This is a genomic window from Ectothiorhodospira haloalkaliphila ATCC 51935, from assembly GCF_000633935.1.
GTDB classification, from domain to species: domain Bacteria; phylum Pseudomonadota; class Gammaproteobacteria; order Ectothiorhodospirales; family Ectothiorhodospiraceae; genus Ectothiorhodospira; species Ectothiorhodospira haloalkaliphila.
The window spans coordinates 673,174-698,493 of record NZ_KK214996.1; the positions used below are offsets into that span (position 1 = coordinate 673,174).

Sequence of the window (25,320 nt, forward strand, 5' to 3'; positions counted from 1 at the left end):
GTGGGCCATCACCCACCATGCAGGCAGGTCAGCAAGTCTGCCATATCCGGGGGTATGGATGCCTCCCAGCACACCGTGTCACCCTGCCCGGGGTGCACCAGGGTGAGCCGCGTGGCGTGCAGGGCCTGGCGACGGAAGCCCTGGAGGGTGTCTATCGCCGTGTCGGACAGCCCGGCAGGCAGCCTCAGGCGGCCACCGTAGACCGGATCACCCACGATGGGATGGCGCAGGTGGGCCATGTGCACCCGGATCTGGTGCGTACGGCCCGTCTCCAGGCTCACGCGCAGCAGGGTGAAACCCTCCAGACGGCCCTCGACCCGGTAATGGGTGATGGCCGGTCGTCCGCCGCCCACCACGGCCATGCGCTTGCGATCCACGGGGTGACGGCCGATGGGCTCATCCACCGTGCCACCGGCCACCATCTCCCCCTGCACCAGGGCCAGGTATTCACGGCCCACCGTACGGGCTTGCAACTGGCGCACCAGGTCGGTGTGGGCCTCCAGGGTACGGGCCACCACCAGGAGCCCCGAGGTCTCCTTGTCCAGGCGATGGACGATACCCGCCCGAGGCAGATGCGCCAGCTCCGGTGCGTGGTGCAGGAGGGCATTCACCAGCGTGCCTCGCGGATGACCGGCGGCGGGGTGCACCACCAGGCCCGCTGGCTTGTGGATGACGATCAGGCTGTCGTCTTCATGGACGATGTCCAGGGGCAGATCCTGAGGGGCATCGTCTCCCGGCTCATCCAGGCAGGCGCGGACCACCACCATCGCGCCCTCCGTCGCCTTGTCACGGATGCGTGGCACCACGTCATCCACCCGAACCCAGCCCGCCTCGATCCACTGCTGGATGCGACTGCGGGAATAGTCGGGAAACAGACGCGCCAGAACCGCATCCAGGCGTTTTCCCGCCAGTTCCGGGGGGATGGTGGCGTCCAGGTGAATGGTGGTTTGGGGCATTGGCTAACGCATCTGTCAGGTGGGTGTCGGTGACCCCGGGACGCAAGTCACTTGGATGGCTTTACCGCCCGGGTCCTTAGTATACTCCGGGGCTGATGCTTCAATCTCGTGGCCACCATGTCCGCTCTTCGCAATACGCTGATCCTGATCCTCCTGGCCGTCCTGATCTCCGGCTGCGGCGCCATGCGCCAGGACCCCACGCGGGACTGGTCCGCCAGCCAGCTCTATGAAGAGGCCAAGGCCGCGCTGGAACGGGGCAATTTTGACCAGGCCGTGGAGTATTACGAAACCCTGGAGGCCCGGTTCCCCTTCGGCCGCCACGCTCAACAGGGGCAACTGGAAATCGCCTACGCCTACTACAAGGCCCAGGAGCCGGAGATGGCCATCGCCGCCATCGACCGCTTTCTGCAGATGAACCCTCGCCACCCCCATGCGGATTACGCCTACTACTTGCGTGGCCTCACCAATTACGAGCGGGACCAGAGTTTTCTGAATCGCTGGATCCCTCAGGATCAGGCCCGCCGCGACGCCGCGCCGCTGCGCACGGCCTTCCAGGACTTTGGCACTCTGGTGCAGTATTTCCCCGACAGTCGCTACGCTCAGGATTCTCGGGAGCGCATGGTGCGTCTGCGCAATCTGCTGGCGGCCCATGAGATGCACGTGGCCGACTTCTACATGCGCCGAGGCGCCTGGGTGGCGGCCGCCCAGCGGGGGCGTTACGTTCTGGAGCATTATGACGGCTCAGCGTCCGTGCCTGACGCCCTGGAGGTCATGGTGAGGGCCTATCGGGAGCTGGACATGGATGATCTGGCTGAGGATGCCCTGCGGGTGCTGAGGCAGAATTTCCCGGACAGAGCCGACGAACTGGCGGCCCTGCCGCACCGGATCACTGCACCGGCTTGACGCCGTGCACCCGCCCGATCATCGCACAGGCACGAGGAGACAACCGGGATGTGGGATTTCTTTCAGACCGTCAGGCACCGTCACTCCATCCGCAGCTACCAGCCGGACATGCCGGTGGAGCCGGAAAAGCTGCATGCCATCCTGGAGACCGCCGTCACAGGGCCATCCGCAGGGGATCTGCAGTCCTACCGGATCATCTGTATCGAGGATGCCGCCCTGCGCCAGTCGTTGGTGGGCGCCGCCCATGATCAGGCCTTCATCGCCCAGGCGCCCGTATGCCTGGTGTTCTGCACGGATGCGGCCCGGGCGGAGCAGCAGTACGGTGAGCGGGGGCGGGATCTGTTCGCGCTGCAGGATGCCACCATCGCTGCCGCGTATGCGCAACTGGCTGTCGTGGCGGCCGGCATGGGCTCCACCTGGGTGGGCTTTTTCGACGAGGGTGCGGTGATCCGGGCACTGGATCTGGAGCCGGGTCTGCGTCCGGTGGCGCTGATGTGCGTGGGGTATCCGGCGGAGATCCCGGAGGCCTCCCATCGGCGGCGTCTTGATGAGGTGGTCACCTACCGGTAGCCGGCCAAGAAAGGGGACAGTCCCCTCTGTCCCGGCCCCTTACCGTCGGAGGTTTCCTTGGCCGGGGGCTTTGTGACCGGTCCAAGCCGGGGGGCAGTGTTGTCCGCGGGACGCCGTGAATACGTTCCTGTAGGCTTGACCACCGCATCCATGCGGTGAACACCCGCCGACAACACTGCCCCCCGGCTCGCACCTGCATCGGGGTGGGGACCGTTCCTTCCTTCTTGCTGCTTCCTTACTGCTTCCCTCTTGCTCGATTGCTCCCCTTAGAGGGCGTCGCTGTTCTCTTCACCCGTACGGATGCGGATGGCGCGTTCCATGTCGGTGACGAAGATCTTGCCATCGCCGATCTTGCCGGTGCGGGCGGCCTTGATGATGGCATCCACGCAGGCATCCACCAGACCGTCGTCGACGCCGATCTCGAGCTTGACCTTGGGGATGAAGTCCACCACGTATTCAGCACCACGGTAGAGTTCAGTGTGGCCCTTCTGACGTCCGAAGCCCTTCACTTCCGTGGCGGTGAGCCCGGTGACGCCGATTTCCATGAGGGCTTCGCGCACGTCTTCGAGTTTGAAAGGCTTGATGATGGCTTCGATCTTTTTCATGGGTTCCGGATTCCGTTTGAGCCGCAGGATGCGCGGCGCGGTCAGGATGAAATGTATAGACGATTATCTTAACAGCCTGCCATAGCCCGATGTAATGGGATAGCGCCGATCCTTGCCGAAGGCCCGCGGCGTGACCCGCACGCCCGGCGGGGCCTGGCGGCGCTTGTACTCGTTGCGCAGGACCAGACCGATCACCCGTCGTACCACGGTCTCGTCATAGCCGGCATCGACAATGCGGGAGAAGGATTCATCCCGTTCCACAAAGCGTTCCAGGATGGCGTCCAGGATCTCGTACGGCGGCAGGCTGTCCTCGTCCCGTTGATCCGGCGCCAGTTCCGCCGAGGGGGGGCGTTCGATGACCCGTTCCGGGATGGCAGGCCCCCGCTGGTTGCGGTAGCGAGACAGGCGATACACCCAGAGCTTGCCCAGATCCTTCAGGGGTGCAAAGCCGCCGGCCATGTCCCCGTAGAGGGTGGCGTAGCCCACGGCCATTTCGCTCTTGTTGCCGGTGGTGAGCAGCATGCGCCCGGTCTTGTTGGAGAAGGCCATCAGGATGGTTCCCCGACAACGGGCCTGGATGTTTTCCTCGGTGGTGTCGGCAGCCAGGCCGGCGAAGGCGTCGGACAGGCTTCCCATGAAGGCCTCCACCATGGGCGCGATGGGGATCTCCCGAAAGCGCACGCCCAGTAACTTTGCCTGGGCTGATGCGTCCTCCCGGCTCATGCTGGCGGTGTAGTGGTAGGGCATCATGATGGCCTCCACCGCATCCGGCCCCAGGGCGTCCACGGCGATGCACAGAGTCAGAGCGGAGTCGATCCCGCCGGAGAGACCCAGCACGGCCCCCTTGAAGCCATTCTTGTTGACGTAGTCCCGCACTCCCAGCACCAGGGCGTCGTAGAGGCTGGCCTCGGCCGGTTGCGGCGGCGCCATGACTCCACCGGAAAACCGCACACTCTCGGCATCGTGCTGCACCTCCAGCAGATACAGCCCTTCCTGCCAGGGGGGCGCGCACAGGCGCAGGGAGCCGTCGGCATCCACGGCCATGGAATGACCGTCGAATACCAGCTCGTCCTGCCCGCCCACCAGGTTCACGTAGGCGATGGGCAACCCGGTTTCGGCCACCCGCGCGCGCAGCACCTCCAGGCGCTCCTGGTGTTTGTCCCGATGAAAGGGCGAGGCATTGATATTGAGGATGAGCCTCGCACCGGCTTCCCGGGCCCGGCGGGCCGGTTCCGGTTGCCAGATGTCCTCGCAGACCGTGATGCCCATGGGCAGCCCACCCACTTCCACGACGCAGGCTTGGCCACCGGGGCAGAAGTAACGTTTTTCGTCAAAAACACTGTAATTGGGAAGGATCTGCTTGTGATAGCGGGCGTGTACCTTCCCATCACGCAGCCACACCGCAGTGTTGCACAGGCCACAGGCATCTCGCAGGGGCGCCCCGAGCAGGATGTCGATACCCCGCACCTGGTCAGCCACCTCTTCCAGGGCCTGGGTGACGCGGTCCAGCAGGCTGCCGCGCATGAGCAGGTCTTCTGGCGGATAGCCGGTAAGGGCCAGTTCGGGAAACAGGGCCAACTGCGCGCCATGGCGATCACGGGCCTGGCTGGCGGCATGAATGATCCGCTCGGCGTTGCCTTCCACGTCGCCCACCATGAGGTTCACCTGGGCCAGGGCGATCTTCAGCGTCTGAGTCATGGAGTCAGTGCAATCTCGAAAAGGATACGGGCCCGAAGCCATCGCCAGGAATCATCGCGCAGCCTCGGGCCCGGGTCATGCGGAAATGGGAGTGGCTCAGCCCAGCAATTCCTTGAGGCGTGCGCCCATGTCGGCAGGAGAGTGAACCACAGCCACCCCGGCCTCCTCCAGGGCGGCGAATTTCTGGTCGGCCGTGCCCTTGCCCCCTGAGATGATGGCTCCGGCATGGCCCATGCGCCGTCCCGGCGGGGCCGTCACGCCGGCGATGTAGGCCACCACGGGCTTGCTGACATGTTCCCGGATATAGGTGGCAGCCTCTTCCTCGGCGGTACCGCCGATCTCGCCCACCATGATGATGCCCTCGGTCTGCGGGTCCTGCTGGAACAGTTCCAGGCAGTCAACGAAGTTCATGCCATGGATGGGATCACCGCCGATGCCCACGCAGGTGCTCTGCCCCAGGCCGGCGTCGGTGGTCTGCTTCACGGCCTCGTAGGTGAGGGTGCCGGACCGGGAAACAACGCCCACCTTGCCAGGCACGTGGATATGACCCGGCATGATGCCGATCTTGCAGGCGCCGGGGGTGATCACGCCCGGGCAGTTGGGGCCGATGAGTCGTGCCGAACTGCCCGCCAGGGCCGCTCGTACCCGCAGCATGTCCAGCACCGGGATGCCCTCGGTGATACAGACGATGACCTGGATGCCGGCATCGGCCGCTTCCAGGATGGCATCGGCCGCGAAGGCAGCCGGTACGTAGATCATGGTGGCCTCGGCACCCGCCTCCTGGACCGCGTCATGCACGGTGTCGAATACAGGCAGGTCCAGGTGGGTCTGGCCACCCTTGCCGGGAGTGACGCCACCCACCATGCGGGTTCCATAGGCGATGGCCTGCTCTGAATGGAAGGTGCCCTGCCTGCCGGTGAAGCCCTGGCAGATGACGCGGGTGTTCTTGTCGATCAGGATGCTCATGAAAAGTCCGTGTCCGCCCTTGTTGATCTGGCTGATTCTATGGGGATGGCGTGATGGGGTCAGGCCTCGGAGGCCGCCTTGACCACCTGCTGGGCGCCCTCGGTCAGGCTGGGTGCGGTAATGATGTTGAAACCGCTGTCCGCCAGGAGCTGGCGGCCCTGTTCCACGTTGGTACCCTCAAGTCGCACCACCACCGGGACAGTGATATGCACTTCCTTGACCGCCGCGATGATCCCCTCGGCGATCAGGTCGCAACGCACGATGCCGCCGAAGATGTTCACGAACACCGCCTTCACGGCATCATCGGACAGGATCAGCTTGAAGGCCTCTGCCACCCGAGCCGCTGTGGTGCCGCCTCCCACGTCCAGGAAGTTGGCGGGCTCGCCCCCATGAAGCTTGATGAGGTCCATGGTGGCCATGGCCAGGCCGGCGCCATTCACCATGCAGCCGATATTGCCATCCAGGCGCACGTAGTTCAGTTCATGTTCCCGGGCCTGGGCCTCGCGCGCCTCTTCCTGGGAGATATCGCGCATGTCTGCCAGTGCCGGGCGGCGATACAGGGCGTTGTCATCAATGTTCACCTTGCCGTCCAGGGCGATGAGTTCGCCGCTGCCGGTCACCACCAGGGGGTTGATCTCCACCAGACTGGCGTCACTATCGACGAAGAGCTCATACAGTCGGCTGAGCAGCTTCACGAAGGCCCCCACCTGCTTGCCTTCCAGGCCCAGGGCGAAAGCCGCCCGACGCCCCTGGTAGGGCATGATGCCGGCGGCCGGATCGACAAACTGCGTGAGCAGTTTTTCAGGGGTTTTCTCGGCCACCTCCTCGATATCCATCCCCCCGGAAGCGGACACCATCACGGCCACCCGCCGGGTGCCGCGATCCACCAGCAAGCTCACATAGAGTTCCCGCTGGATGTCGGTGAGGGATTCCATGAGCAGGGTGTTGACCGGAAGGCCCTCGGGACCGGTCTGGTGGGTCACCAGGGTGGTGCCCAGCAGGTCCGACACCGCAGCCAGCAACTCGGCGCGGCCACGCACCCGCCTGACTCCGCCGGCCTTGCCCCGGCCGCCCGCGTGCACCTGGGCCTTGACCACCCAGGCGTCGCCGCCCAGTTGCTCCATGGCCTCGTCCACATCCTCGGGACGCTGAATGGAAACCCCCTCGGGCACGGGGATCTGGTGTTCTCTGAACAGGGTCTTGGCCTGGAATTCGTGAAGGTTCATGGATCCTGATTATCAAAGGGGATGAATTTCGCCGGCAGGCTGCCCGATATCAAGGGCCAGGCCCGCAATGGCTGATCACATACTCACTGCCGACGCCTTTTATGTAGTACCTTTTTATACACCACTCAAACCCGAATCACCGCTCCCATGAACATCCTGTTCCTGATCGCTGCCTTCGTACTGGTCTTTATGGTGGTCCGACTGCTGCTCAAAACCCCGGACGTGAAACGACCCAAGCACCCACAGCAGGTGAGTTCCAGCCACATGCTGCGTTGCGAGTACTGTGGCCTGCACGTCCCGGAGAACGAAGCGGTCAAGGAAGGCCCGCGGGCCTTTTGCTCCAACGAGCACCGGGAACTGGCATTGGCTCAAGAGTCTACACGAGAATGACACTCGCCGCGGCATGAGCCCATCCGCACCGCCAGCCCCGATTGACGGGGCATGAAGCGCTCAGGCCTGCCCCCTACCGGCTGGACACGGCGCCCGATGGACGATGTCTGGCGGGCGCTCCGCCTGTTCAGCCTGTATCGCTTCTTCATTGCCGGGATGCTGCTGGCCCTGGTGGTGCTGGGCACCGGCCCCGAAACCCTGGGGCAGTCCCACCCCCGGCTGTTTCTGGTGTGCGCGTCCGTCTATCTGGTACTGAGCTTCGGGTTCGGCACGGCGGCTCGCCTTTTCACCCCATCCGCAGAGACTCAGGTCTACAGCCAGGCCGTCACCGACACCCTGTGCATCACCCTGCTCATGTATGCCAGCGGCGGCGTGACCAGTGGCCTGGGCATGCTGACCATTCCGGCCATGGCCGGCTTGAGCATCCTGGCGCCGGGGCGCCCGGCACTGTTCTTTGCGGCGCTGGGTTCCATCGCCCTGTTGCTGGCGCAGATTCACGGCTATCTGTTCGACCCCACCCGGGACGCAGCCCTGACCCAGACGGGCCTGCTGGGTGCAGCACTGTTCGCCACGGCACTGCTGGGGCTGGTGTTGTCCCGGCGGGTGCGGGAGAGCGAGGCGCGGGCGGAGCGTCACAGCGTGGACCTGGCCAACATGGCCGAGCTCAATGCCCACATCATCGAGCGCATGCAATCGGGCGTCATCGTCGTCAACGACACCGGCCACGTGCACTTGATCAACGAGGCAGCCTGGGGGCTGCTGGGCAACCCCAGCGCCGACAATCCCAGCGATCTGGGGCAGATATCGCCGCAGATCGAGGCCGCCCTGCAACAGTGGCTGGCAAAGCCGGGCATTCAGGGCCATCAAACCCTGGAGGCCGGGGCCTACGGACCCGAGTTACGGGTGCGATTCACGCGCCTGGGGGTGGACCGTGCCGTGGGGACCCTGATCTTCCTGGAGGACATCGCTGAACTGCACCGACAGATGCAGGCTATCAAGCTGGCCTCCCTGGGGCGCCTGACCGCCAGCATTGCCCACGAGATCCGCAACCCCCTGGGGGCCATCAGTCACGCCGCTCAGCTGTTGGGGGAGTCGGAATCCCTGGACAAGGCGGACCGTCGCCTGGCGGGCATCATCCAGGATCAGAGCCAGCGCATGAACGCGCTGATCCAGAATATCCTCGGCCTGTCCCGGCAGGCCTCGCCCCGGGGTGAGTCCCTGCTCCTCAAACCCTGGCTTGAGCAGTTCACGGAGGAGTTCCGGCGGCATTACAATCTCGAACCGGCGCAGTTGCAGGTGGCCATCCGTCCCGATGACGCCCGTGGGCGTTTCGACCCGGAGCAGCTTCACCAGGTCCTGTGGAATCTGTGCGTGAACGCCCTGCGCTATGGGACCCGTGCTGGAGAGCCGCCGCGCATCCGCATCCAGGGCGGCACCCAGGACATATCCCGACAACCGGTGGTGGATGTCATCGATGAGGGCCAGGGAGTGAAGCCGGGGATCGCGCGTCAGCTCTTCGAGCCATTCGTCACCTCGGGCAACCAGGGCACCGGACTCGGGCTGTACATCGCGCGGGAGCTGTGCGAGAACAATGGAGGCGGGTTGGAATACCTGCCCCTGCCCACCGGTGGCAGCTGCTTTCGCATACGATTCCCCATACCCGAACACACCGCCGCCCAACCGGCCCCTTGAGCCACAGCTGAACACGACCCCATGGGCATCCAGCACGTACTGATCATCGACGACGAGCCGGACATCCGGGAGCTCCTGGAGATCACTCTGGGCCGTATGAAACTGCACACCCACTCTGCTGCCTCGGTGCGGGAGGCCAAGGCCCTCCTGGAGAGCGAGACCTTTGATCTGTGCCTCACCGACATGCGTCTGCCCGACGGTGATGGCATCGAACTGGTGGAACATATCCAGGCCTACCACCCCTGCCTGCCGGTGGCGGTGATCACGGCCTATGGCAGCATGGACACGGCCGTGCAGGCACTCAAGTCCGGGGCCTTCGACTTCGTCTCCAAACCCGTGGACCTGACCACCCTGCGGGACCTGGTGAGCAGCGCCCTCAAACTTTCGGCACCATCTACAACGCCCCCCCTTGACCGGACTCAGGACACGGCTCAGGACGACGACCACCTGCTGGGCGACGCCCCGGCCATGCGCAAGCTCAAGGGCACCATCGCCAAACTGGCTCGCAGCCAGGCCCCGGTCTACATCCTGGGGGAGTCGGGCAGTGGCAAGGAACGGGTGGCCCAGGAGATCCACCGGCTGGGCCCCCGGGCGGAGCGGCCCTTTGTACCCGTGAACTGTGGCGCCATCCCCGCCGAACTCATGGAGAGCGAATTCTTCGGGCACATGAAGGGCAGTTTCACCGGGGCGGTCACCGACAAGCAGGGCCTTTTCCAGGCCGCCCAGGGGGGCACCCTGTTCCTGGACGAGGTGGCGGAACTACCGTTGCACATGCAGGTAAAGCTGCTGCGTGCCATTCAGGAACGAGCCATCAAACCGGTGGGGGCGGCCCGGGAGATCTCCGTGGACGTCAGGATTCTCTCGGCCTCCCACAAGAACCTGGCCAACGAGGTGGAGGGCGGCCGCTTCCGCCAGGACCTTTACTACCGGCTCAACGTCATCGAACTCAAGGTCCCCAGCCTGCGCGAAAGGCTTGAAGATCTGCCGCGACTGGCCGATCACATCCTTGGGCGGCTGGCCGAGCGCTGGGGCGAGCCGCCCAGGCGCCTGAGCGAGACAGCCGCGAGCCAGTTGGCGGGCTATCACTATCCGGGCAACGTGCGGGAACTGGAAAACATCCTTGAGCGGGCCGCCACCTTGTGCGACGGGGCGGTCATCGAGGCTGAGGATCTGCAACTCCCCCGGGGGGCAGAATCACCGAACCCGGGCCAGCACGCGTCCAGGCTGTCTCTGGAAGAGCGCCTGGCCCACGAGGAGCGACAGGTCATCCAGGAGGCACTGGAGGCCGCAAGCGGTGATCGCCAGCAAGCGGCGCAGAGGCTGGGTCTGAGCCCCCGGCAACTGGGTTTTCGGCTGCGGCGACTGGGGCTTGAGAGCCCCTGACATCCCGAAGAGGTCTGCCGTGAAATGACGTCAACGAGGAATGCCCATATACTTCTGATGGATCAAGACAGTTCCACAGGCGGCGCAGGACTTGAGCCTGACGCCCTTAACCCCGAGACTAAACCCTCGCAACCCTCTGCCTGAACGGTCGCCCATGTCCACACCTGCCAGTTCCATCCCCCTGAGCGGCCTCGCCCGAAGACTTGTCCAGGATGGCCAGCTCAATGAGGCAGACGCCAACCGGGCCCTTGAGCAGTCGCGCAAGAAGCGCGTGCCACTGGTGGCCTACCTGGTGGACGAGAAGCTGGTCCGCCAGCACCAGGCCCTGCCCCTGTACAGGCGTGGCAATCGCCTGTTCGTGGGCCTGGCCGACCCCATGAACCTCACCGCCCTGGACGAGATCAAGTTCAATACCGGTATCGCCACCGAGCCGGTGCTGGTGGAGCAGGACAAGCTGGTCAAGCTGATCGAGGATGCCCTCAACGATTCCGGGGCCATGATGGAAGGCCTCATGGACGAGGATCTGGACGATCTGCAGATCAAGGGGGACGACGAGGACCGGGGCCAGGACGTCTCGGAAAGCGATATCGACGACACCCCCGTGGTGCGCTTCGTCAACAAGGTGTTGCTGGATGCCATCAACAAGAAGGCCTCGGACATCCACTTCGAGCCCTACGAGAAGAACTTTCGCGTGCGCTTTCGCCTGGACGGGGTGCTCTCTGAGGTGGCTCACCCACCCTCCAACCTGGCCCCCCGCATCACCGCCCGCATCAAGGTCATGTCCCGCATGGACATCTCCGAACGCCGCATCCCCCAGGACGGCCGCATCAAGATGCAGCTCTCCAAGAACCGGGCCATCGACTTTCGGGTGAACACCTGCCCTACGCTGTACGGGGAAAAGGTGGTCCTGCGTATCCTGGATCCCACCAGCGCCTTTCTGGGTATTGACCAACTGGGCTATGAGCCGCACCAGAAAGACCTCTACATGAATGCCCTGAGCAAGCCCTATGGCATGATCCTGGTCACTGGCCCCACCGGCTCCGGCAAGACCGTGTCCCTGTATACGGGCCTGGGCATTCTCAACACGGCGGACCGCAACATCTCGACCGCCGAGGACCCGGCCGAGATCAACATGCCCGGAGTGAACCAGGTGAACGTGAACCCCAAGGTGGGTCTCACCTTCGCCAGCGCCCTGCGGGCCTTTTTGCGGCAGGATCCGGACATCATCATGGTGGGCGAGATCCGCGACCTGGAAACCGCCGAGATCGCCATCAAGGCGGCCCAGACGGGCCACCTGGTGCTCTCCACCCTGCACACCAACGATGCCCCCCAGACCCTCACCCGACTGGCCAACATGGGGGTGCCTTCCTACAACATCGCCTCCTCCATCCTGCTGATCATCGCCCAGCGACTGGGGCGTCGCCTGTGCAATCATTGCAAGACCCCCCACGATGTGCCCGACGAAGTGCTGCTGGAGGAGGGTTTCACGGAGCAGGAGGTCAAGGAGGGCATCAAGCTGTTCAAGCCGGTGGGATGCGACCGCTGCACACTGGGTTACAAGGGGCGCGTGGGGATCTACCAGGTGCTGCCCATCTCCGAAGGGATGCAGCGACTGATCCTGGAGGGGGGCAACTCCATGCAACTCGCGGAACAGGCCGAGCAGGAAGGCATTGCGGATCTGCGTCGTTCGGGGCTGCTCAAGGTCAAGGCCGGCATCACCAGCCTTGAAGAAATCAACCGTATCACCAAGGATTAAGCCATGGCCGAGACAATGACCGTGTTTGTCTGGGAAGGCGTGGACAAGAAGGGAGCCCGGGTCAAGGGAGAGACCACGGCCGCCAACGAGAACCTGGCCAAGGCGGATCTGCGCCGCCAGGGCATCAACCCCCTCAAGGTCCGCAAGAAACCCAAGCCCCTGTTTGGTGGCAAGAAGAAGATCACGCCCAAGGATATCGCCGTGTTCCTGCGGCAGATGTCCACCATGATGAGCGCTGGCGTGCCCCTGGTGCAGGCCTTCGAGATCGTCGGGCGGGGCCATGAAAACCCCTCCATGCAGGAACTCATCCTGCGCATCAAGTCGGATGTTGAAGGCGGTTCCACCTTCGCCAGCGCCCTGGCCAAGCATCCGCTCTACTTCGACGACCTGGTGGTCAACCTGGTGGGGGCCGGCGAGCAATCAGGGGCCCTGGAAACCCTGCTGGATCGCATCGCCACCTACAAGGAGAAGACCGAGTCCCTCAAGGCCAAGATCAAGAAGGCCATGTTCTACCCGGCGGCGGTCATCGTGGTGGCCTTCATCGTCACCGCCATCCTGCTGATCTTCGTGGTGCCCCAGTTCCAGGACCTGTTCCAGGGCTTTGGCGCCGACCTGCCCGTGTTCACCCAGTTCGTGATCGGCATTTCCGATTTCTTCCAGAACTACTGGTGGGCCATTTTCGGCGGGATCGGTCTGGCGGTGTTCGCCTTCACCCAGGGCAAACGACGGTCTCCCGGCTTCCGGCGCCAACTGGATCTGTGGTCCTTGAGGGTCCCGGTGGTGGGTGAACTGCTGCGCAAGGCCTCCATCGCCCGCTTTGCCCGCACCCTGTCCACCATGTTTTCCGCCGGGGTACCGCTGGTGGAGGCCATGCAGTCGGTGGCCGGGGCCACCGGCAATGCCCTGTACTACGAGGCCACCATGCGCATGCGGGACGAAACCGCCGGGGGCACGCAGCTGCAGCAGGCCATGCGCAACACCGGGGTATTCCCCAACATGGTGGTGCAGATGGTGGCCATCGGCGAGGAATCCGGGTCTCTGGACGAGATGCTGGGCAAGGTGGCAGATTTTTACGAGGAAGAGGTGGACAACATGGTCGATGGCCTCTCCAGCCTCATGGAGCCCATGATCATGGCCTTCCTGGGCATCGTGGTGGGTGGCCTGGTCATCGCCATGTACCTGCCCATCTTCCAGCTGGGAGCAGTGGTGTGATCGACCTCATGGCAAGTACCCCCTGGCTGCTGCTCACCGTGACCGGGCTGTTCAGCCTGCTCATCGGCAGCTTCCTCAACGTGGTGATCCACCGGCTGCCCATCATCATGGAACGTCAGTGGCAGAGCGAGGCCCGTGCCTGGCTGCAAACCCAGGGACAACACCCGGGAGGCGAAGCCGAGGTGGCCGGCCCCTACAACCTGGTGGTTCCCCGATCCGGCTGCCCCCACTGCGGCCACCGCATCAAGGCCCTGGAGAACATCCCGGTGCTGAGCTACCTGTTCCTGCGGGGGCGCTGCTCGGCCTGTGGTGCCCGCATCTCCCCCCAGTACCCGCTGGTGGAGGCGGCCACGGCGGTGCTGTCCATGCTGGTGGTGTGGCACTTCGGATTCACCTGGGCCGCTGGCGCCGCCCTGCTGTTCACCTGGGCCCTGATCGCCCTGGCGGTGATCGACCTGCGCACCACACTGCTGCCGGACATGATCACCCTGCCCGTGCTGTGGCTGGGCCTGATCGTCAACCTGCCCGGCCTGTTCACGGATGCCACCAGCAGCGTCATCGGCGCCATTGCCGGCTATCTCAGCCTGTGGCTGGTGTACCATGCCTTCCGGCTGCTCACCGGCAAGGAGGGCATGGGCTACGGGGACTTCAAGCTCTTCGCCCTGATCGGGGCCTGGCTGGGCTGGCAGGTCCTGCCACTGGTCATTCTGCTCTCTTCCCTGGTGGGCGCGGTGGTGGGCATTGCCCTGATCCTGGCCCGGGGACGCGACCGCGACATCCCCATCCCCTTCGGCCCCTACCTGGCCGCCGCCGGCTTCATCGCCCTGCTCTGGGGAGACGCCATCATCGGGGCCTATCTGCAGGCCCTTGTCTGATGCTGACCGTTGGCCTGACCGGTGGCATCGGCAGCGGAAAGTCCACGGTGGGGCGCCTGTTTCAGAAGCGTGGCGCCGCGCTCATCGACTCGGACGTGGTGGCCCGCCAGGTGGTGGAACCCGGCAGCGAGGGTCTCGAGCGCCTTCGCGAGGCCTTCGGCGAAACCATTCTGGATGCCCAAGGCCATCTGGACCGGTCCGCCATGCGGGAAGTGATCTTTCAGAACAGCCAAGCCCGTCACAGATTGGAGTCTTTGTTACACCCTATGATCTGGGCTGAGATAGACCGCCAGAAATCAGAAACTAACGCCCCTTACTGCATGCTGGTTATCCCGTTGCTGGTGGAGTCGGGCTCGCAGGAGCGGGTGGATCGTGTGCTGGTGGTGGACTGTCCCGAGGACATGCAACGCTCCCGGGCCAGCGCACGGGATGGGGTATCCCCACAGCAGATTCAGGCAATCCTCGATGCGCAGGCCACCCGAGCCCAGCGTCTGGCCGCCGCCGACGACGTGATCGACAACAGCGGCGCCACCGAGGCCATTGCGACCCGGGTGGATGAGCTGCATCGGCAGTATCTGGACCTGGCCGACGCCCGCTGAGACAAGGCGGATCCACTGCGGCCAATAGCGCCAGCCCCACAATTCAGAGGTGATGACATGTTTGTGAATTTCGGCCGTAAAGCGGAAAATAACGAGTATGTGGTTCACAATCCGCCGTCGGTCGCACCTGTGAAGGGATCCGTCATCTACGAACAGCCTCTCCACGAGCGCATGCGCCTGTTCATGCGCCTGGAAGTGTTGATGCACCGTTTCTGGCACAGCCTGCAGCACGACGGTGGCCCCGATACCCATAATGCCCTGCTCACCCTGATCGAGTTACTCAACCTGACCAACCGGGTGGATCTCAAGCGGGAACTCATGAAGGAGCTGGAGCGCCAGACCACCAACCTGAGCCGGCTCAGGGAAGATCCCGGCGTGGACCAGCGACGCCTGCAGGCGGTGATTGATCAACAGCGCAAGCTGATCGAGAACATTCACACCATCAGCGGTCAGCTGGATCAGCAGGTGAAGGGCAACGACTTTTTCAACAGTGTGCGCCAACGGGTCTCCATCCCCGGTGGCACCTGTGACTTCGACCTGCCCGCCTACCATTTCTGGCTCATGCGACCGGTGTCCGAGCGACGCAAGCTGCTGGAAGAGTGGGCCCGCCCCTTCGACGACATTCACGAGGCCGTGGGGCTGATCCTGCAACTCATCCGTAATGCCGGCGCGCCGCGGGAACTGACCGCCAGCAAGGGCTTCTTTGAGCAGACCCTGGACACCAGTCAACCCTGGCAGATCATCCGTATCGTCCTGCCCCAGAACGCGCCCTTCTATCCGGAGATCAGCGCAGGTCGACAGCGCTTCAATGTGCGCTTCCTGCAGCCGGGAGACATGCGTGAAAGGGCGCCACAATGTCAGGGGGATATCCGGTTCTCACTGACTTGCTGCGCCTTGTAGCCACCGCGTGAAATGAAAGCGGTTGAGTCGCCCGTGCCGCGCTACATGCCTCGCACCGAGCGTTCGAGCAGCACCGGCACCCGCGCCTCGTAAGCCTGACCCTGGTAGGCGAACCGCACCTGAGCCACCCAGTCCAGTCGACCCGACATGCACAGGGGCAGGGCCGACGGGGCAAGCCATACGCCATCGGCCCCCTCCCCGAAGGCAAACCGGTTCACGCCCATGTCCATGCCTGGCATGATATAGGACACCTCCAGTGGCTCCACCGGACCTTGCGCTTCCAGTATCAGGTCAAAGTCCTCCAGGGGCGGGATGGTGTCCGGACCACGAATGACCAGGCGCATTCCATCCAGCTCCACGGTGCAGCCGGCACGATTCAGCTCGCAGCCCTCGGGCACCTCCAGCATCACCCGGTCCCCTGCGCCGGGGTCCAGCATCGGGCGCAACCAGGTTTCGCTGCCCCAGATACTCAGGCCAAGTACCAGCAGGATCAACGGCAGAACCTGCCACGGACGGGGGTTGCGAAGGCTCATGAACATGCACTCCTATTCGGATGAACAACCGGGCCATACTCCACGGATGCCGGCCACCCCCTGACCTCCATGGGCACGGGCAAGAGGGATATCCTCGGGGGTCATGCCTCCCAGGGCGTACGCCGGACAGACCGCCTCGTCGACCAGGGCCTGGAAACCCGACCAGCCCAGCGGCTCGGCTGAGGGGTGTGTGCGTGTGGGCGCAACCGGGGAGACCACCACGAAATCACAGCCCGCCCGACGGGCCATCGCCATGGAGGCAACATCATGTACCGAGGCCGCCACGAGAAAGCCGGAGGGTACACCGGACGGAAGCCCCTGCCAGCCGCACAAACGCCGATGGTTGAGATGGACGCCATCTGCCCCCAGGTCACGGGCGAGTTCGGGGTCGGCATTGAGCATCAGTCGAACCCCTTGCCGCCGGCACAGGGCCAGGGCATCACGGGCCAGCGAGCCATAGGCCCCGGCATCCAGTTGGGGGGCACGCAGTTGCACCAGGCTCACGGCAGGATCCCCCAGGCTGCACTCCAGATGGACCCGCAACTGCTCCGGGTCCCAGTGATCCGGGGTGATGAGATACCGATCCGGTAGGGAGAGGGCCCGAATGATGGGACGGTTGGCCTCGGGGAAGTCCCGGGTATCAAGGGCCTCCACGAGCACCCACTCCAGGGGCTGACCTTCCAGCCCTCCAGGCGTGCCCTGAAAATCGTTCACCCGGACCACGTCCAGATGGACCCTCAGGTCCGGGTAATCATGGGTGAGACTGATCAAGGGCTCGTGGCTCAGGGGTGTGATGCCCAGCTCTTCCCGAAGCTCCCGGGTCAAGGCCTGATCCAGCGACTCCCCAGGCTCACGCTTGCCTCCCGGAAACTCCCAGCGCCCTCCCTGATGGACACCCTGCGGGCGGCGGGCGATCAGGCACCGACCCTGGCCGTCCATGACGACGGCCACCACCACCGGCAGGGCAGAACAATCATTACGGGTGCCCATGACCTCCCTCCCCGGGCTCAGGAGCGGTATTCTGCGTTGATGCGCACGTAGTCGTAGGAGAAGTCACAGGTGTACACCTCGGCCTGCTCATGCCCTCTTCCACCCAGGTCAATGGTCATCATGATCTCCGCCTGATCCATGACCCGCTGACCGGCCTGCTCGGTGTACTCCGGTGCCCGCCCGCCATCCACCACGATGCGTACATCGCCCAGGTGGATGGTCACCGCATCCACGTCCAGCTCCGGAAGACCGGCACGGCCCACGGCAGCCAGAATGCGTCCCCAGTTGGGGTCGGAGGCGAACAGGGCCGTTTTCACCAACGGTGATTGGGCCACGGTCATGCCCACGGCGCGGGCCTCCCGGGCATCCCGGGCCCCGGTCACCCGCACGGTGACGAACTTGGTGGCGCCCTCACCGTCCCTGACGATGGCCTGGGCCAGGTAACGGCACACGCGCAGCAGGGCCGCCTCGAAGGCGTCCCGGTCCCCGGGGCTTTCCACCGCCACGCCCGAGGCCCCGGTGGCGGCCAGCACGCAGGCATCGTTGGTGGAGGTATCGCCGTCCACGGTGATGACATTGAAACTCTGATCGGCGCAGCGCCCCAGCATGGTTCGCAACAGGCCGGATTCCACCCGCGCATCGCTGGCCACATAGGCCAGCATGGTGGCCATGTCCGGATGGACCATCCCGGAGCCCTTGGCAATCCCGGTGAGGGTCACCGTGCCGCCGGAGAGTTCCACCTGCTCGCTGATGCCCTTGCCCACCGTATCAGTGGTCATGATGGCGCGCATGGCAGCCATCCAGCCCTGTGGGTTCAGGCCCTGGATGGCCATCGACAAGGCGCCGGTGATGCGCTCCACGGGCAGGGGTTCGCCAATCACGCCGGTGGAAAAAGGCAACACCCGCTCGGGCTGGGTGTGCCCCACTTCGGCCACGGCGGCACAGCAGGCCAGCGCCGCGCGCATGCCCGGCTGCCCTGTTCCCGCATTGGCATTGCCGGCGTTGATCAGCAGATAGCGCGGAGCCTCCCGGGCCAGATGATCCCGCGCCACATGCACCGGCGCGGCGCAGAAGGCGTTCCGGGTGAAGACAGCGGCACACGCGCTCCCGGGCGCCAGTTCCATCAGCACAAGATCGTCGCGGTCCTTGTAGCGGATGCCTGCCGCCACGGCGCACAGGCGCACGCCGGGCACGGGCAACAGATGATCGGGTTCAGAGAGGTGAACAGCCACGGCTCAACCCAGCTTACCGTGGCAATGCTTGTACTTCTTGCCGGAACCGCACCAGCAGGGATCGTTGCGCCCCAGCTTGGGCTCTTCACGACGGTATGGCTGTTCCTGCGCTTCTTCCCCCTGATCCGCCTTGCCCGCCTGGGCACCCGAACCCACGGGCTGGGGCGCGCCGCCTTGCCCACCACGCGCCTCGTCACCCTCACTCAAGGGGCTACCGGGCTGGGCATGCTGGAATTGCATCTTCGAGGGCTTGGTGGTGCGCGTCTGTTCTTCCAGGGCCGCCACGTCCTCGGGAGAGCGCACCTGCAGCCGCATGAGCATGGACACCACGTCGTGCTTGATGCGATCCAGCAGGGATTCGAACATGGCAAAGGCTTCTTTCTTGTACTCCTGCTTGGGGTTGCGCTGGGCGTAGCCGCGCAGGCCGATGCTCTGGCGCATGTAGTCCATGGCGGCCAGATGCTCCTTCCAGTGGCTGTCCAGCACCTGAAGCATCACGTCCTTTTCGATCCGGCGCATCATGTCCGGCCCCACCAGTTCGCCCTTGGCCTTGAGTGCCTGCTGGAATTCCTCGCGCAGGCGCTCACGCAGGGTTTCCTCATGGAGATCATCGTCCTTTTCCAGCCAGTCGGCGATATCCAGCTTCATGCCAAAATCGCTCTCCAGGGCCTGGGTCAGGCCCGGAACATCCCACTGCTCCTCGATGGAACCCGGGGGGATGTACTGACTCACGGTCTGGTCGAGCACATCATTGAGCACGGGCTCGATGGTGTCGGAAATATCCTCCGAGTCCAGCAGCTCCCGTCGCTGCTCGTAGACCACGCGGCGCTGGTCGTTGGCCACGTCGTCGTATTCCAGCAGGTTCTTGCGGATGTCGAAGTTATGCCCTTCCACCTTGCGCTGGGCATTCTCGATGGCCTTGGTGACCCAGGCGTTCTCGATGGCCTCGCCTTCCTGCATGCCCAGGCGCTGCATCACGGCCTTGACCCGGTCGGAGGCGAAGATGCGCATCAGGTTGTCTTCCAGGGACAGGAAGAAGCGGCTTGAGCCCGGATCGCCCTGACGACCGGCGCGACCACGCAGCTGGTTGTCGATACGGCGGGATTCGTGGCGCTCGGAACCGATGATGTGCAGGCCGCCGGCATCCAGGACGGCCTCGTGACGCTTTTCCCAATCGCTCTTGATCTTCTTCACCTGCTCTGGATCCGGGTTCTCCCCCAGGGTCTCCAGCTCGGCATCCAGGCTGCCCCCCAGCACGATGTCGGTGCCGCGACCGGCCATGTTGGTGGCAATGGTCAGCGCGCCGGGACGACCTGCCTGAGCGATGATGTGGGCTTCGCGCTCGTGCTGCTTGGCGTTGAGCACCTCGTGGTGGATCTTTTCCTGGTTGAGCAGCTTGGCCAGGGCCTCGGAGGCCTCCACCGACGCGGTTCCCACCAGAACGGGCTGCTTGCGTTCCCTGCAGTCCTTGATCTCTTCGATGATGGCCTTGTACTTCTCCTGCTGGGTCATGTAGACCAGGTCCTGCATGTCATTGCGCACCATGGGGCGGTTGGTGGGAATCACCACCACCTCCAGGGCATAGATATGCTGGAACTCGTAGGCCTCGGTATCCGCCGTACCGGTCATGCCGGAGAGCTTGTCGTAGAGGCGGAAGAAATTCTGGAAGGTGATGGACGCCAGCGTCTGGTTCTCGTTCTGGATCGGCACCCCTTCCTTGGCCTCCACGGCCTGGTGCAGGCCATCGGACCAGCGCCGACCGGTCATCACGCGACCGGTGAACTCATCGATGATGAGCACCTTGTTGTCCCGCACCAGGTACTGCACGTCCCGCTGGAACAGGGCATGGGCCCGCAGGGCGGCGTTCAGGTGATGCAGCACCGGGATGCTGGCAGCATCGAACAGGGTCTGGCCTTCCTTGAGCAGGCCTGCTTCCAGCAGCAGCTGCTCGGCCTTCTCCTGACCATCCTCTGAGAGGAAGACCTGCTTTGCCTTCTCGTCCACCACATAATCGCCCTCGGACTCCTCATCCTCCTGGGGAACGAGCTTGGGGACGATGTCCTTCATCCGTGTGTAGAGCTCGGAGTTTTCACTGGTGGGCCCGGAGATGATCAGCGGCGTGCGGGCCTCGTCGATGAGGATGGAGTCCACCTCGTCGACGATGGCGTAGGCCAGATCCCGCTGCACCCGATCCTCTGCGCGAAAAGCCATGTTGTCGCGCAGATAGTCGAAACCGTATTCGTTGTTCGTGCCGTAGGTGATATCGGCCGCATAGGCCTCACGGCGGGTCACCGGACGCAGGTGCAGGGGTGCTTCGCCGTCACCGGGGAAATCCGGATCGAAAAGGTAGGAAGCGCTGTCCACACCCTTGCCGCCGGAGGCGTTGATCACACCCACGGACAAGCCCAGGTTGTGATAGAGGCGCCCCATCCAGGCCGCGTCCCGGCGGGCCAGGTAATCGTTCACGGTGATCACATGCACGCCCTTGGCGGGCAGGGCGTTGAGGTAGGCCGACAGGGTGGCCACCAGGGTCTTGCCCTCACCAGTGCGCATCTCGGCGATGCGACCGTCATTGAGCACCATGCCACCGATGAGCTGCACATCGAAGTGGCGCATCTCCATGAATCGCCGGCCTGCCTCGCGCACCACGGCGAAGGCCTCGGGCATGAGGTCTTCCAGGGCTTCATCCTTGGCCAGACGATCACGGAATTCCCGGGTCTTGGCCTTGAGGGCCTCATCGGAGAGGGCCTTGACCTCCTCCTCCCGTTCGTTGACGCGCTCCACCACCTTGGAATAGCGCTTGACGAGGCGGTCGTTACGACTGCCGAAGATCTTTCTTACGAGGGTTGTGACCATGAAGGTTTCGCGCTGCGTGACTGAGTTTCTGGTCGGCCATGATAACTGATCGCCCGTCAGGGCGCAGGAGGCCGGGGCCCGCGCCCGATGGCTCATCCGGAGAGGTCAGCCGGAGGACTGAATGAACCGATGGGGATTGGTATGCCGACCGTCCTTGAGCACTTCGAAATGCACATGCGTGCCGGTGGCCCGACCGGTGGCACCCATTTTGGCGATCACATCGCCTCTGCGCACCGTATCCCCCACCGAGACCAGCATTTCCTTATTGTGGGCATAGCGCGTGACATAGCCGTTACCGTGATCGATCTCCACCAACTTGCCAAAGGCATCGTTATAGTCGGCAAAGACCACGAGCCCACCGGCCACGGCGATAATCTCGGTGCCCGGAGCGGCGGCAAAGTCCACCCCCCGATGGAAGGCCTGGCGGCCGGTGAAGGGATCGGTGCGGGTGCCATAGCCAGAGGACATCCAGCCCGTCCTCACCGGACGTCCCGCAGGGGTGACCTCTTCCTGCAACTGGTCCGAGAGGATCAGCCGACCCAGCAGCCGCAACTGGGATTCCCGATCGTCCAGCACACGGGCCAGATCATCCAGCTCCCGCGTCAGATCGGATCGCCGCGTGTCCTGCAGGAGATCCTCAGGCCCCCCGATACCGGGGAGCCCGGCAAAATTGAATTCGCCGTCGTCGAGCCCGGCCATGTTCACCAGCTTGCTGCCCAGGGCGTCCAGGCGTGTGGCCTGGGCCTGAAGCTGCGCCACCCTGAGGGTGAGGGCATCAAGGCTGGCCTTGGTGGTGTCCCGGGTCTGGCTGAGCTGTTCACGTTGTTCGACCAGCGCCCTTTCCCACTGGACGAAAATGGCATCCGGGGGCGCCTGACGGCTGCCCAGCTGGTATCCGGCCCACAGTAGGGCACCACCGACCACCAGCAAGGCGGCGATGGGCATGGCAAACTGTTGCCAGCGGGTGAACTGGATACGACGTGGACCGTTTTGGCCCTGACCTGCCAATAGGATGATCTGCATGGCGACCTGAGTTTGTGAGTGACACCACCCGACCAAACCACGAGCCGGAGTTAGCCGGGGGATGCGCTCGACACAATCCCGTATAGAACTACAAACTTTGGGATAATAGCGAACGAACCCGCTCAAGGGAAACCATTCACGCCCAACCACCCCGGGAAGATTCACCATGCGTGCCCCCCGAACCTATCTCGATCCCACGATGCTGGACCAGGCGCGACGACTGGAAGCCATGACCCAGAGCGTGCGCACACTGCTGCCGCCGGGATTGAGGGATCATTGCTGGGTGGGGAACATCAAGGACGGCGTATTGGTCCTGGTGACCGACTCCGGCACCTGGGCGCACCCGTTACGCTACATGCAGCGGGAGGTGCTCAAGCAGATGAAGGCCCACCACGGCATCAGCGCCCGATCCATCAAGATCCGCGTGCGTCCGGTGATGCAGGCCTTCACGCCACGCCCCGGCAAGCCTCTGCCCCCGCTCAACGAGGACGCCCGCGAAGCCCTTTCCCGGGCAGCGGATTCAGTAGAGGATCCGGAACTGAGGGAGACCCTGCGTCGCTTTGCAACGCAGGGCTGATGCTGAAACGCTCAGGCGGTGGCCGCCTGGGCATAGGAGATGGGCAGACGCTCGGACTCGTCCTCGAAGGTGACGATCTCGTAGGCGTCCGGCTGGTGGATCAGTTGGCGGATCAGGTGATTGTTCAAGGCATGACCGGACTTGTAGCCCTCGAAAGCGCCAATCAGGCTGTAGCCCAACTGGTACAAGTCACCGATGGCATCCAGGATCTTGTGCTTGACGAACTCGTCCTCGTACCGCAGGCCGTCCTCGTTGAGCACACGGAAGTCGTCAAGCACCACGGCATTGTCCAGACTACCCCCCAGGGCCAGTTGCTTGCCTCGCAACGCCTCGATATCGCGCATGAAGCCGAAGGTGCGGGCCCGGCTCACCTCCTTGACGAAGGACGTGGTGGAAAAATCCAGTTCGGCACTCTGGATGCCACCGCTGAAAATGGGGTGATCAAAGCCGATGGAGAAGGCCACCTTGAAGCCATCGAAGGGCTCGAACCGGGCCCACTTGTCATCCTCACGCACCTCCACCGGCTTCTTGATCCGGATAAAGCGTTTAGGTGCATTCTGTTCAACGATGCCCGCGGATTGGATCAGGAACACAAAGGGGCCTGCACTGCCGTCCATGATGGGCACCTCTGCGGCACTGACCTCCACGTAAAGGTTGTCGACCCCAAGACCCGCCACGGCCGAGAGCAGATGTTCCACTGTGGAAACCCGCACCGGGCCATCCACCATGGTGGTGGAGAGACAGGTATCTCCCACATTCTCGGGATGGGCCTTGATCTCCACCACGGGATCCAGATCCACGCGCCGAAAGACCACACCGGTGTCCGCCGGGGCGGGACGCAACATCAGGTAGATCTTCTCCCCGGTGTGAAGTCCCACCCCGGTGGCCCGGATGGTGTTCTTGAGTGTGCGTTGTCTGATCACAGCGATGTCCTCGGAGCATCGGACGGCCCGGAAGGGCGCCCTGCCGTTCCCGCCAGGGCCGGAGCGGCGTCGATAAAAGTTGACGACTATAGCACAGCATTATGTCATGTGCAGTGCAGCATAAGTGGCCGGTCATCGACCAAAACTCTCCGATGAGCGCCCACCCGGCGCCGGGGGGTGCCCCGCCCCGCGAGGCCCCCCGGCCCTCCCCGGGCCATGATCAATCTGCCTGTTTGCGCAGGAAAGCCGGAATATCCAGGTAGTCCATGTTGGCGTTACCGGAAGAGTCATAACCGCCACCCCCTTGCTGCTTGCGCATGACGGCGGGACGGTCCAGCTTCTCGTAGTCCACCACTTCCAGTTCCGACTGACCGTGCTGCACGGCCGCAGCCGCTGCACCGCCGGCGGCAGCCACCTGGTGGGTCTCCACCAGCTTGACGGCCGGCTTCTCCCGGGTGGGACGGGTGGCCTGCCCAGGCGTGCCCAGACCGGTGGCCACCAGGGTCACGCGCAGTTCGTCGCCCATGTCCGGATCGATGACCGTACCCACCACCACAGTGGCGTCTTCGGAGGCGAACTCCTTGACGGCGGCGCCCACTTCCTCGAACTCGCCAATGGACATATCCATGCCGGCGGTCACGTTCACCAGGATGCCACGAGCCCCGGAGAGGTTCACGTCTTCCAGCAGGGGGCTGGAGATGGCGGCCTCGGCGGCCACCCGGGCGCGATCACCGCCGGAGGCAGTACCCGTGCCCATCATGGCCATACCCATCTCCGACATCACCGTGCGCACGTCGGCGAAGTCCACGTTGATCAGACCTGGGCGGGTGATCAGCTCGGCAATACCCTGAACCGCACCCAACAGCACATCATTGGCGGCCTTGAAGGCGTCCAGCAGAGTGACGTTCTTGCCCAGCACCGAGAGCAGCTTGTCATTGGGGATGGTGATCAGGGAATCCACATACTTGGCCAGATTCTCCATGCCCGTCTGCGCCACCTGCATGCGCTTCTTGCCCTCGAAGGGGAAGGGCTTGGTGACCACCGCCACGGTGAGCACGCCCATTTCCTTGGCGATCTGCGCCACCACCGGCGCGGCGCCGGTGCCCGTACCTCCGCCCATGCCGGCGGTGATGAAGACCATGTCGGCCCCATCGATCATCTCCTGGATGCGCTCCCGATCCTCCAGGGCGGCCTCGCGGCCCACCGTGGGGTCGGCACCGGCACCCAGCCCCTTGGTGATGTGCGCGCCCATCTGCAGCAGGGTCTTGGCATCCACCCGCTTCAGCGCCTGGGCATCCGTGTTGGCGCAGACAAAATCCACGCCCTCGATGGAGGCGTTGACCATGTGCTGCACCGCATTACCACCGCCGCCACCGACGCCGATGACCTTGATGACCGCGTTCTGCGGATAAGTATCCATCAGTTCAAACATTTCCGTTACCTCCTAGAACCCAT

Annotated in this window: 23 protein-coding genes; 11 read left to right on the top strand and 12 right to left on the bottom strand. The window is 64.1% G+C overall.

The genetic code is table 11. The annotated features are described in order from the left end of the window. Positions 1-8 precede the first annotated feature (8 nt). Positions 9-956, bottom strand: coding sequence for a 23S rRNA pseudouridine(1911/1915/1917) synthase RluD (gene rluD, locus ECTHA_RS0105015; RefSeq protein WP_025280635.1), 948 nt, complete (start codon positions 954-956; stop codon positions 9-11). Between the two features lie 117 nt (positions 957-1,073). Here rluD and ECTHA_RS0105020 point away from each other — a divergent pair, with 117 nt between their 5' ends. Both ECTHA_RS0105020 and ECTHA_RS0105025 read left to right on the top strand, forming a co-directional pair. Next, positions 1,074-1,859 carry an outer membrane protein assembly factor BamD gene (locus tag ECTHA_RS0105020; RefSeq protein WP_029762229.1) on the top strand — a complete coding sequence of 262 codons (786 nt, stop codon included), beginning with the start codon at positions 1,074-1,076 and terminating at the stop codon, positions 1,857-1,859. A 48-nt stretch (positions 1,860-1,907) separates the two neighbouring features. Then, complete coding sequence (locus ECTHA_RS0105025) at positions 1,908-2,429, top strand: nitroreductase family protein (RefSeq protein WP_025280633.1); 522 nt, start codon at positions 1,908-1,910, stop codon at positions 2,427-2,429. Positions 2,430-2,695: 266 nt separating this feature from the next. Here the strand turns inward: ECTHA_RS0105025 and ECTHA_RS0105030 are convergent, their stop codons facing one another. From ECTHA_RS0105030 to sucC, 4 genes are all read right to left on the bottom strand, one after another. Next, complete coding sequence (locus tag ECTHA_RS0105030; RefSeq protein WP_025280632.1) at positions 2,696-3,034, bottom strand: P-II family nitrogen regulator; 339 nt, start codon at positions 3,032-3,034, stop codon at positions 2,696-2,698. A 63-nt stretch (positions 3,035-3,097) separates the two neighbouring features. Further along, a complete protein-coding gene (locus ECTHA_RS0105035; protein WP_026623556.1) occupies positions 3,098-4,732 on the bottom strand; it encodes an NAD+ synthase in 1,635 nt (544 codons plus the stop codon). A 96-nt stretch (positions 4,733-4,828) separates the two neighbouring features. Further along, positions 4,829-5,698, bottom strand: coding sequence for a succinate--CoA ligase subunit alpha (sucD, locus tag ECTHA_RS0105040; RefSeq protein ID WP_025280631.1), 870 nt, complete (start codon positions 5,696-5,698; stop codon positions 4,829-4,831). 59 nt (positions 5,699-5,757) lie between these two features. Next, positions 5,758-6,924, bottom strand: coding sequence for an ADP-forming succinate--CoA ligase subunit beta (sucC, locus tag ECTHA_RS0105045; protein WP_025280630.1), 1,167 nt, complete (start codon positions 6,922-6,924; stop codon positions 5,758-5,760). 147 nt (positions 6,925-7,071) lie between these two features. Here sucC and ECTHA_RS0105050 point away from each other — a divergent pair, with 147 nt between their 5' ends. The 8 genes from ECTHA_RS0105050 (at position 7,072) to zapD (ending at position 15,731) form a co-directional block, all read left to right on the top strand. Further along, entirely contained in the window at positions 7,072-7,314 is a 243-nt protein-coding gene (locus ECTHA_RS0105050; protein ID WP_025280629.1) for a PP0621 family protein, read from the top strand. A 51-nt stretch (positions 7,315-7,365) separates the two neighbouring features. After that, complete coding sequence (locus ECTHA_RS0105055; RefSeq protein WP_025280628.1) at positions 7,366-9,006, top strand: two-component system sensor histidine kinase NtrB; 1,641 nt, start codon at positions 7,366-7,368, stop codon at positions 9,004-9,006. Between the two features lie 21 nt (positions 9,007-9,027). Further along, positions 9,028-10,389 (top strand): sigma-54-dependent transcriptional regulator, encoded by a 1,362-nt coding sequence (locus ECTHA_RS0105060; RefSeq protein WP_025280627.1) that lies wholly within the window; start codon positions 9,028-9,030, stop codon positions 10,387-10,389. Positions 10,390-10,543: 154 nt separating this feature from the next. After that, entirely contained in the window at positions 10,544-12,145 is a 1,602-nt protein-coding gene (pilB, locus tag ECTHA_RS0105065) for a type IV-A pilus assembly ATPase PilB (RefSeq protein WP_025280626.1), read from the top strand. A 3-nt stretch (positions 12,146-12,148) separates the two neighbouring features. Next, positions 12,149-13,357: a type II secretion system F family protein gene (locus ECTHA_RS0105070; protein ID WP_025280625.1), complete on the top strand. Its 1,209-nt coding sequence runs from the start codon at positions 12,149-12,151 to the stop codon at positions 13,355-13,357. Positions 13,358-13,365: 8 nt separating this feature from the next. Continuing rightward, positions 13,366-14,232, top strand: coding sequence for a prepilin peptidase (locus ECTHA_RS0105075; protein WP_029762227.1), 867 nt, complete (start codon positions 13,366-13,368; stop codon positions 14,230-14,232). Then, positions 14,232-14,831: a dephospho-CoA kinase gene (gene coaE, locus ECTHA_RS0105080; RefSeq protein ID WP_025280623.1), complete on the top strand. Its 600-nt coding sequence runs from the start codon at positions 14,232-14,234 to the stop codon at positions 14,829-14,831. Before ECTHA_RS0105075 ends, coaE begins: the two co-directional genes overlap by 1 nt. A 57-nt stretch (positions 14,832-14,888) precedes the next feature. Then, positions 14,889-15,731: a cell division protein ZapD gene (gene zapD / locus ECTHA_RS0105085; RefSeq protein ID WP_025280622.1), complete on the top strand. Its 843-nt coding sequence runs from the start codon at positions 14,889-14,891 to the stop codon at positions 15,729-15,731. 41 nt (positions 15,732-15,772) lie between these two features. On the opposite strand, the gene ECTHA_RS18900 is transcribed toward zapD, so the two are convergent. The 5 genes from ECTHA_RS18900 to ECTHA_RS0105110 all read right to left on the bottom strand — a co-directional run bounded on the left by ECTHA_RS18900 (position 15,773) and on the right by ECTHA_RS0105110 (position 22,365). Continuing rightward, entirely contained in the window at positions 15,773-16,264 is a 492-nt protein-coding gene (locus tag ECTHA_RS18900; RefSeq protein WP_128571845.1) for a hypothetical protein, read from the bottom strand. A 12-nt stretch (positions 16,265-16,276) separates the two neighbouring features. Then, positions 16,277-17,254, bottom strand: a complete 978-nt coding sequence (locus ECTHA_RS0105095) for a Nudix family hydrolase (RefSeq protein ID WP_035369151.1) — start codon at positions 17,252-17,254, stop codon at positions 16,277-16,279. Between the two features lie 17 nt (positions 17,255-17,271). Beyond that, a complete protein-coding gene (gene argJ / locus ECTHA_RS0105100; protein ID WP_026623560.1) occupies positions 17,272-18,486 on the bottom strand; it encodes a bifunctional glutamate N-acetyltransferase/amino-acid acetyltransferase ArgJ in 1,215 nt (404 codons plus the stop codon). A gap of 3 nt (positions 18,487-18,489) precedes the next feature. Beyond that, positions 18,490-21,342 carry a preprotein translocase subunit SecA gene (gene secA, locus ECTHA_RS0105105; protein WP_025280620.1) on the bottom strand — a complete coding sequence of 951 codons (2,853 nt, stop codon included), beginning with the start codon at positions 21,340-21,342 and terminating at the stop codon, positions 18,490-18,492. Positions 21,343-21,447: 105 nt separating this feature from the next. Beyond that, complete coding sequence (locus ECTHA_RS0105110; RefSeq protein WP_025280619.1) at positions 21,448-22,365, bottom strand: M23 family metallopeptidase; 918 nt, start codon at positions 22,363-22,365, stop codon at positions 21,448-21,450. A 166-nt stretch (positions 22,366-22,531) separates the two neighbouring features. Here ECTHA_RS0105110 and ECTHA_RS17145 point away from each other — a divergent pair, with 166 nt between their 5' ends. Continuing rightward, complete coding sequence (locus tag ECTHA_RS17145; protein WP_025280618.1) at positions 22,532-22,942, top strand: DUF721 domain-containing protein; 411 nt, start codon at positions 22,532-22,534, stop codon at positions 22,940-22,942. A gap of 11 nt (positions 22,943-22,953) precedes the next feature. On the opposite strand, the gene lpxC is transcribed toward ECTHA_RS17145, so the two are convergent. Both lpxC and ftsZ read right to left on the bottom strand, forming a co-directional pair. Continuing rightward, positions 22,954-23,865 carry a UDP-3-O-acyl-N-acetylglucosamine deacetylase gene (lpxC, locus tag ECTHA_RS0105120; protein ID WP_025280617.1) on the bottom strand — a complete coding sequence of 304 codons (912 nt, stop codon included), beginning with the start codon at positions 23,863-23,865 and terminating at the stop codon, positions 22,954-22,956. A gap of 220 nt (positions 23,866-24,085) precedes the next feature. Continuing rightward, positions 24,086-25,297 (bottom strand): cell division protein FtsZ, encoded by a 1,212-nt coding sequence (gene ftsZ, locus ECTHA_RS0105125; protein WP_025280616.1) that lies wholly within the window; start codon positions 25,295-25,297, stop codon positions 24,086-24,088. Positions 25,298-25,320: the final 23 nt, after the last annotated feature.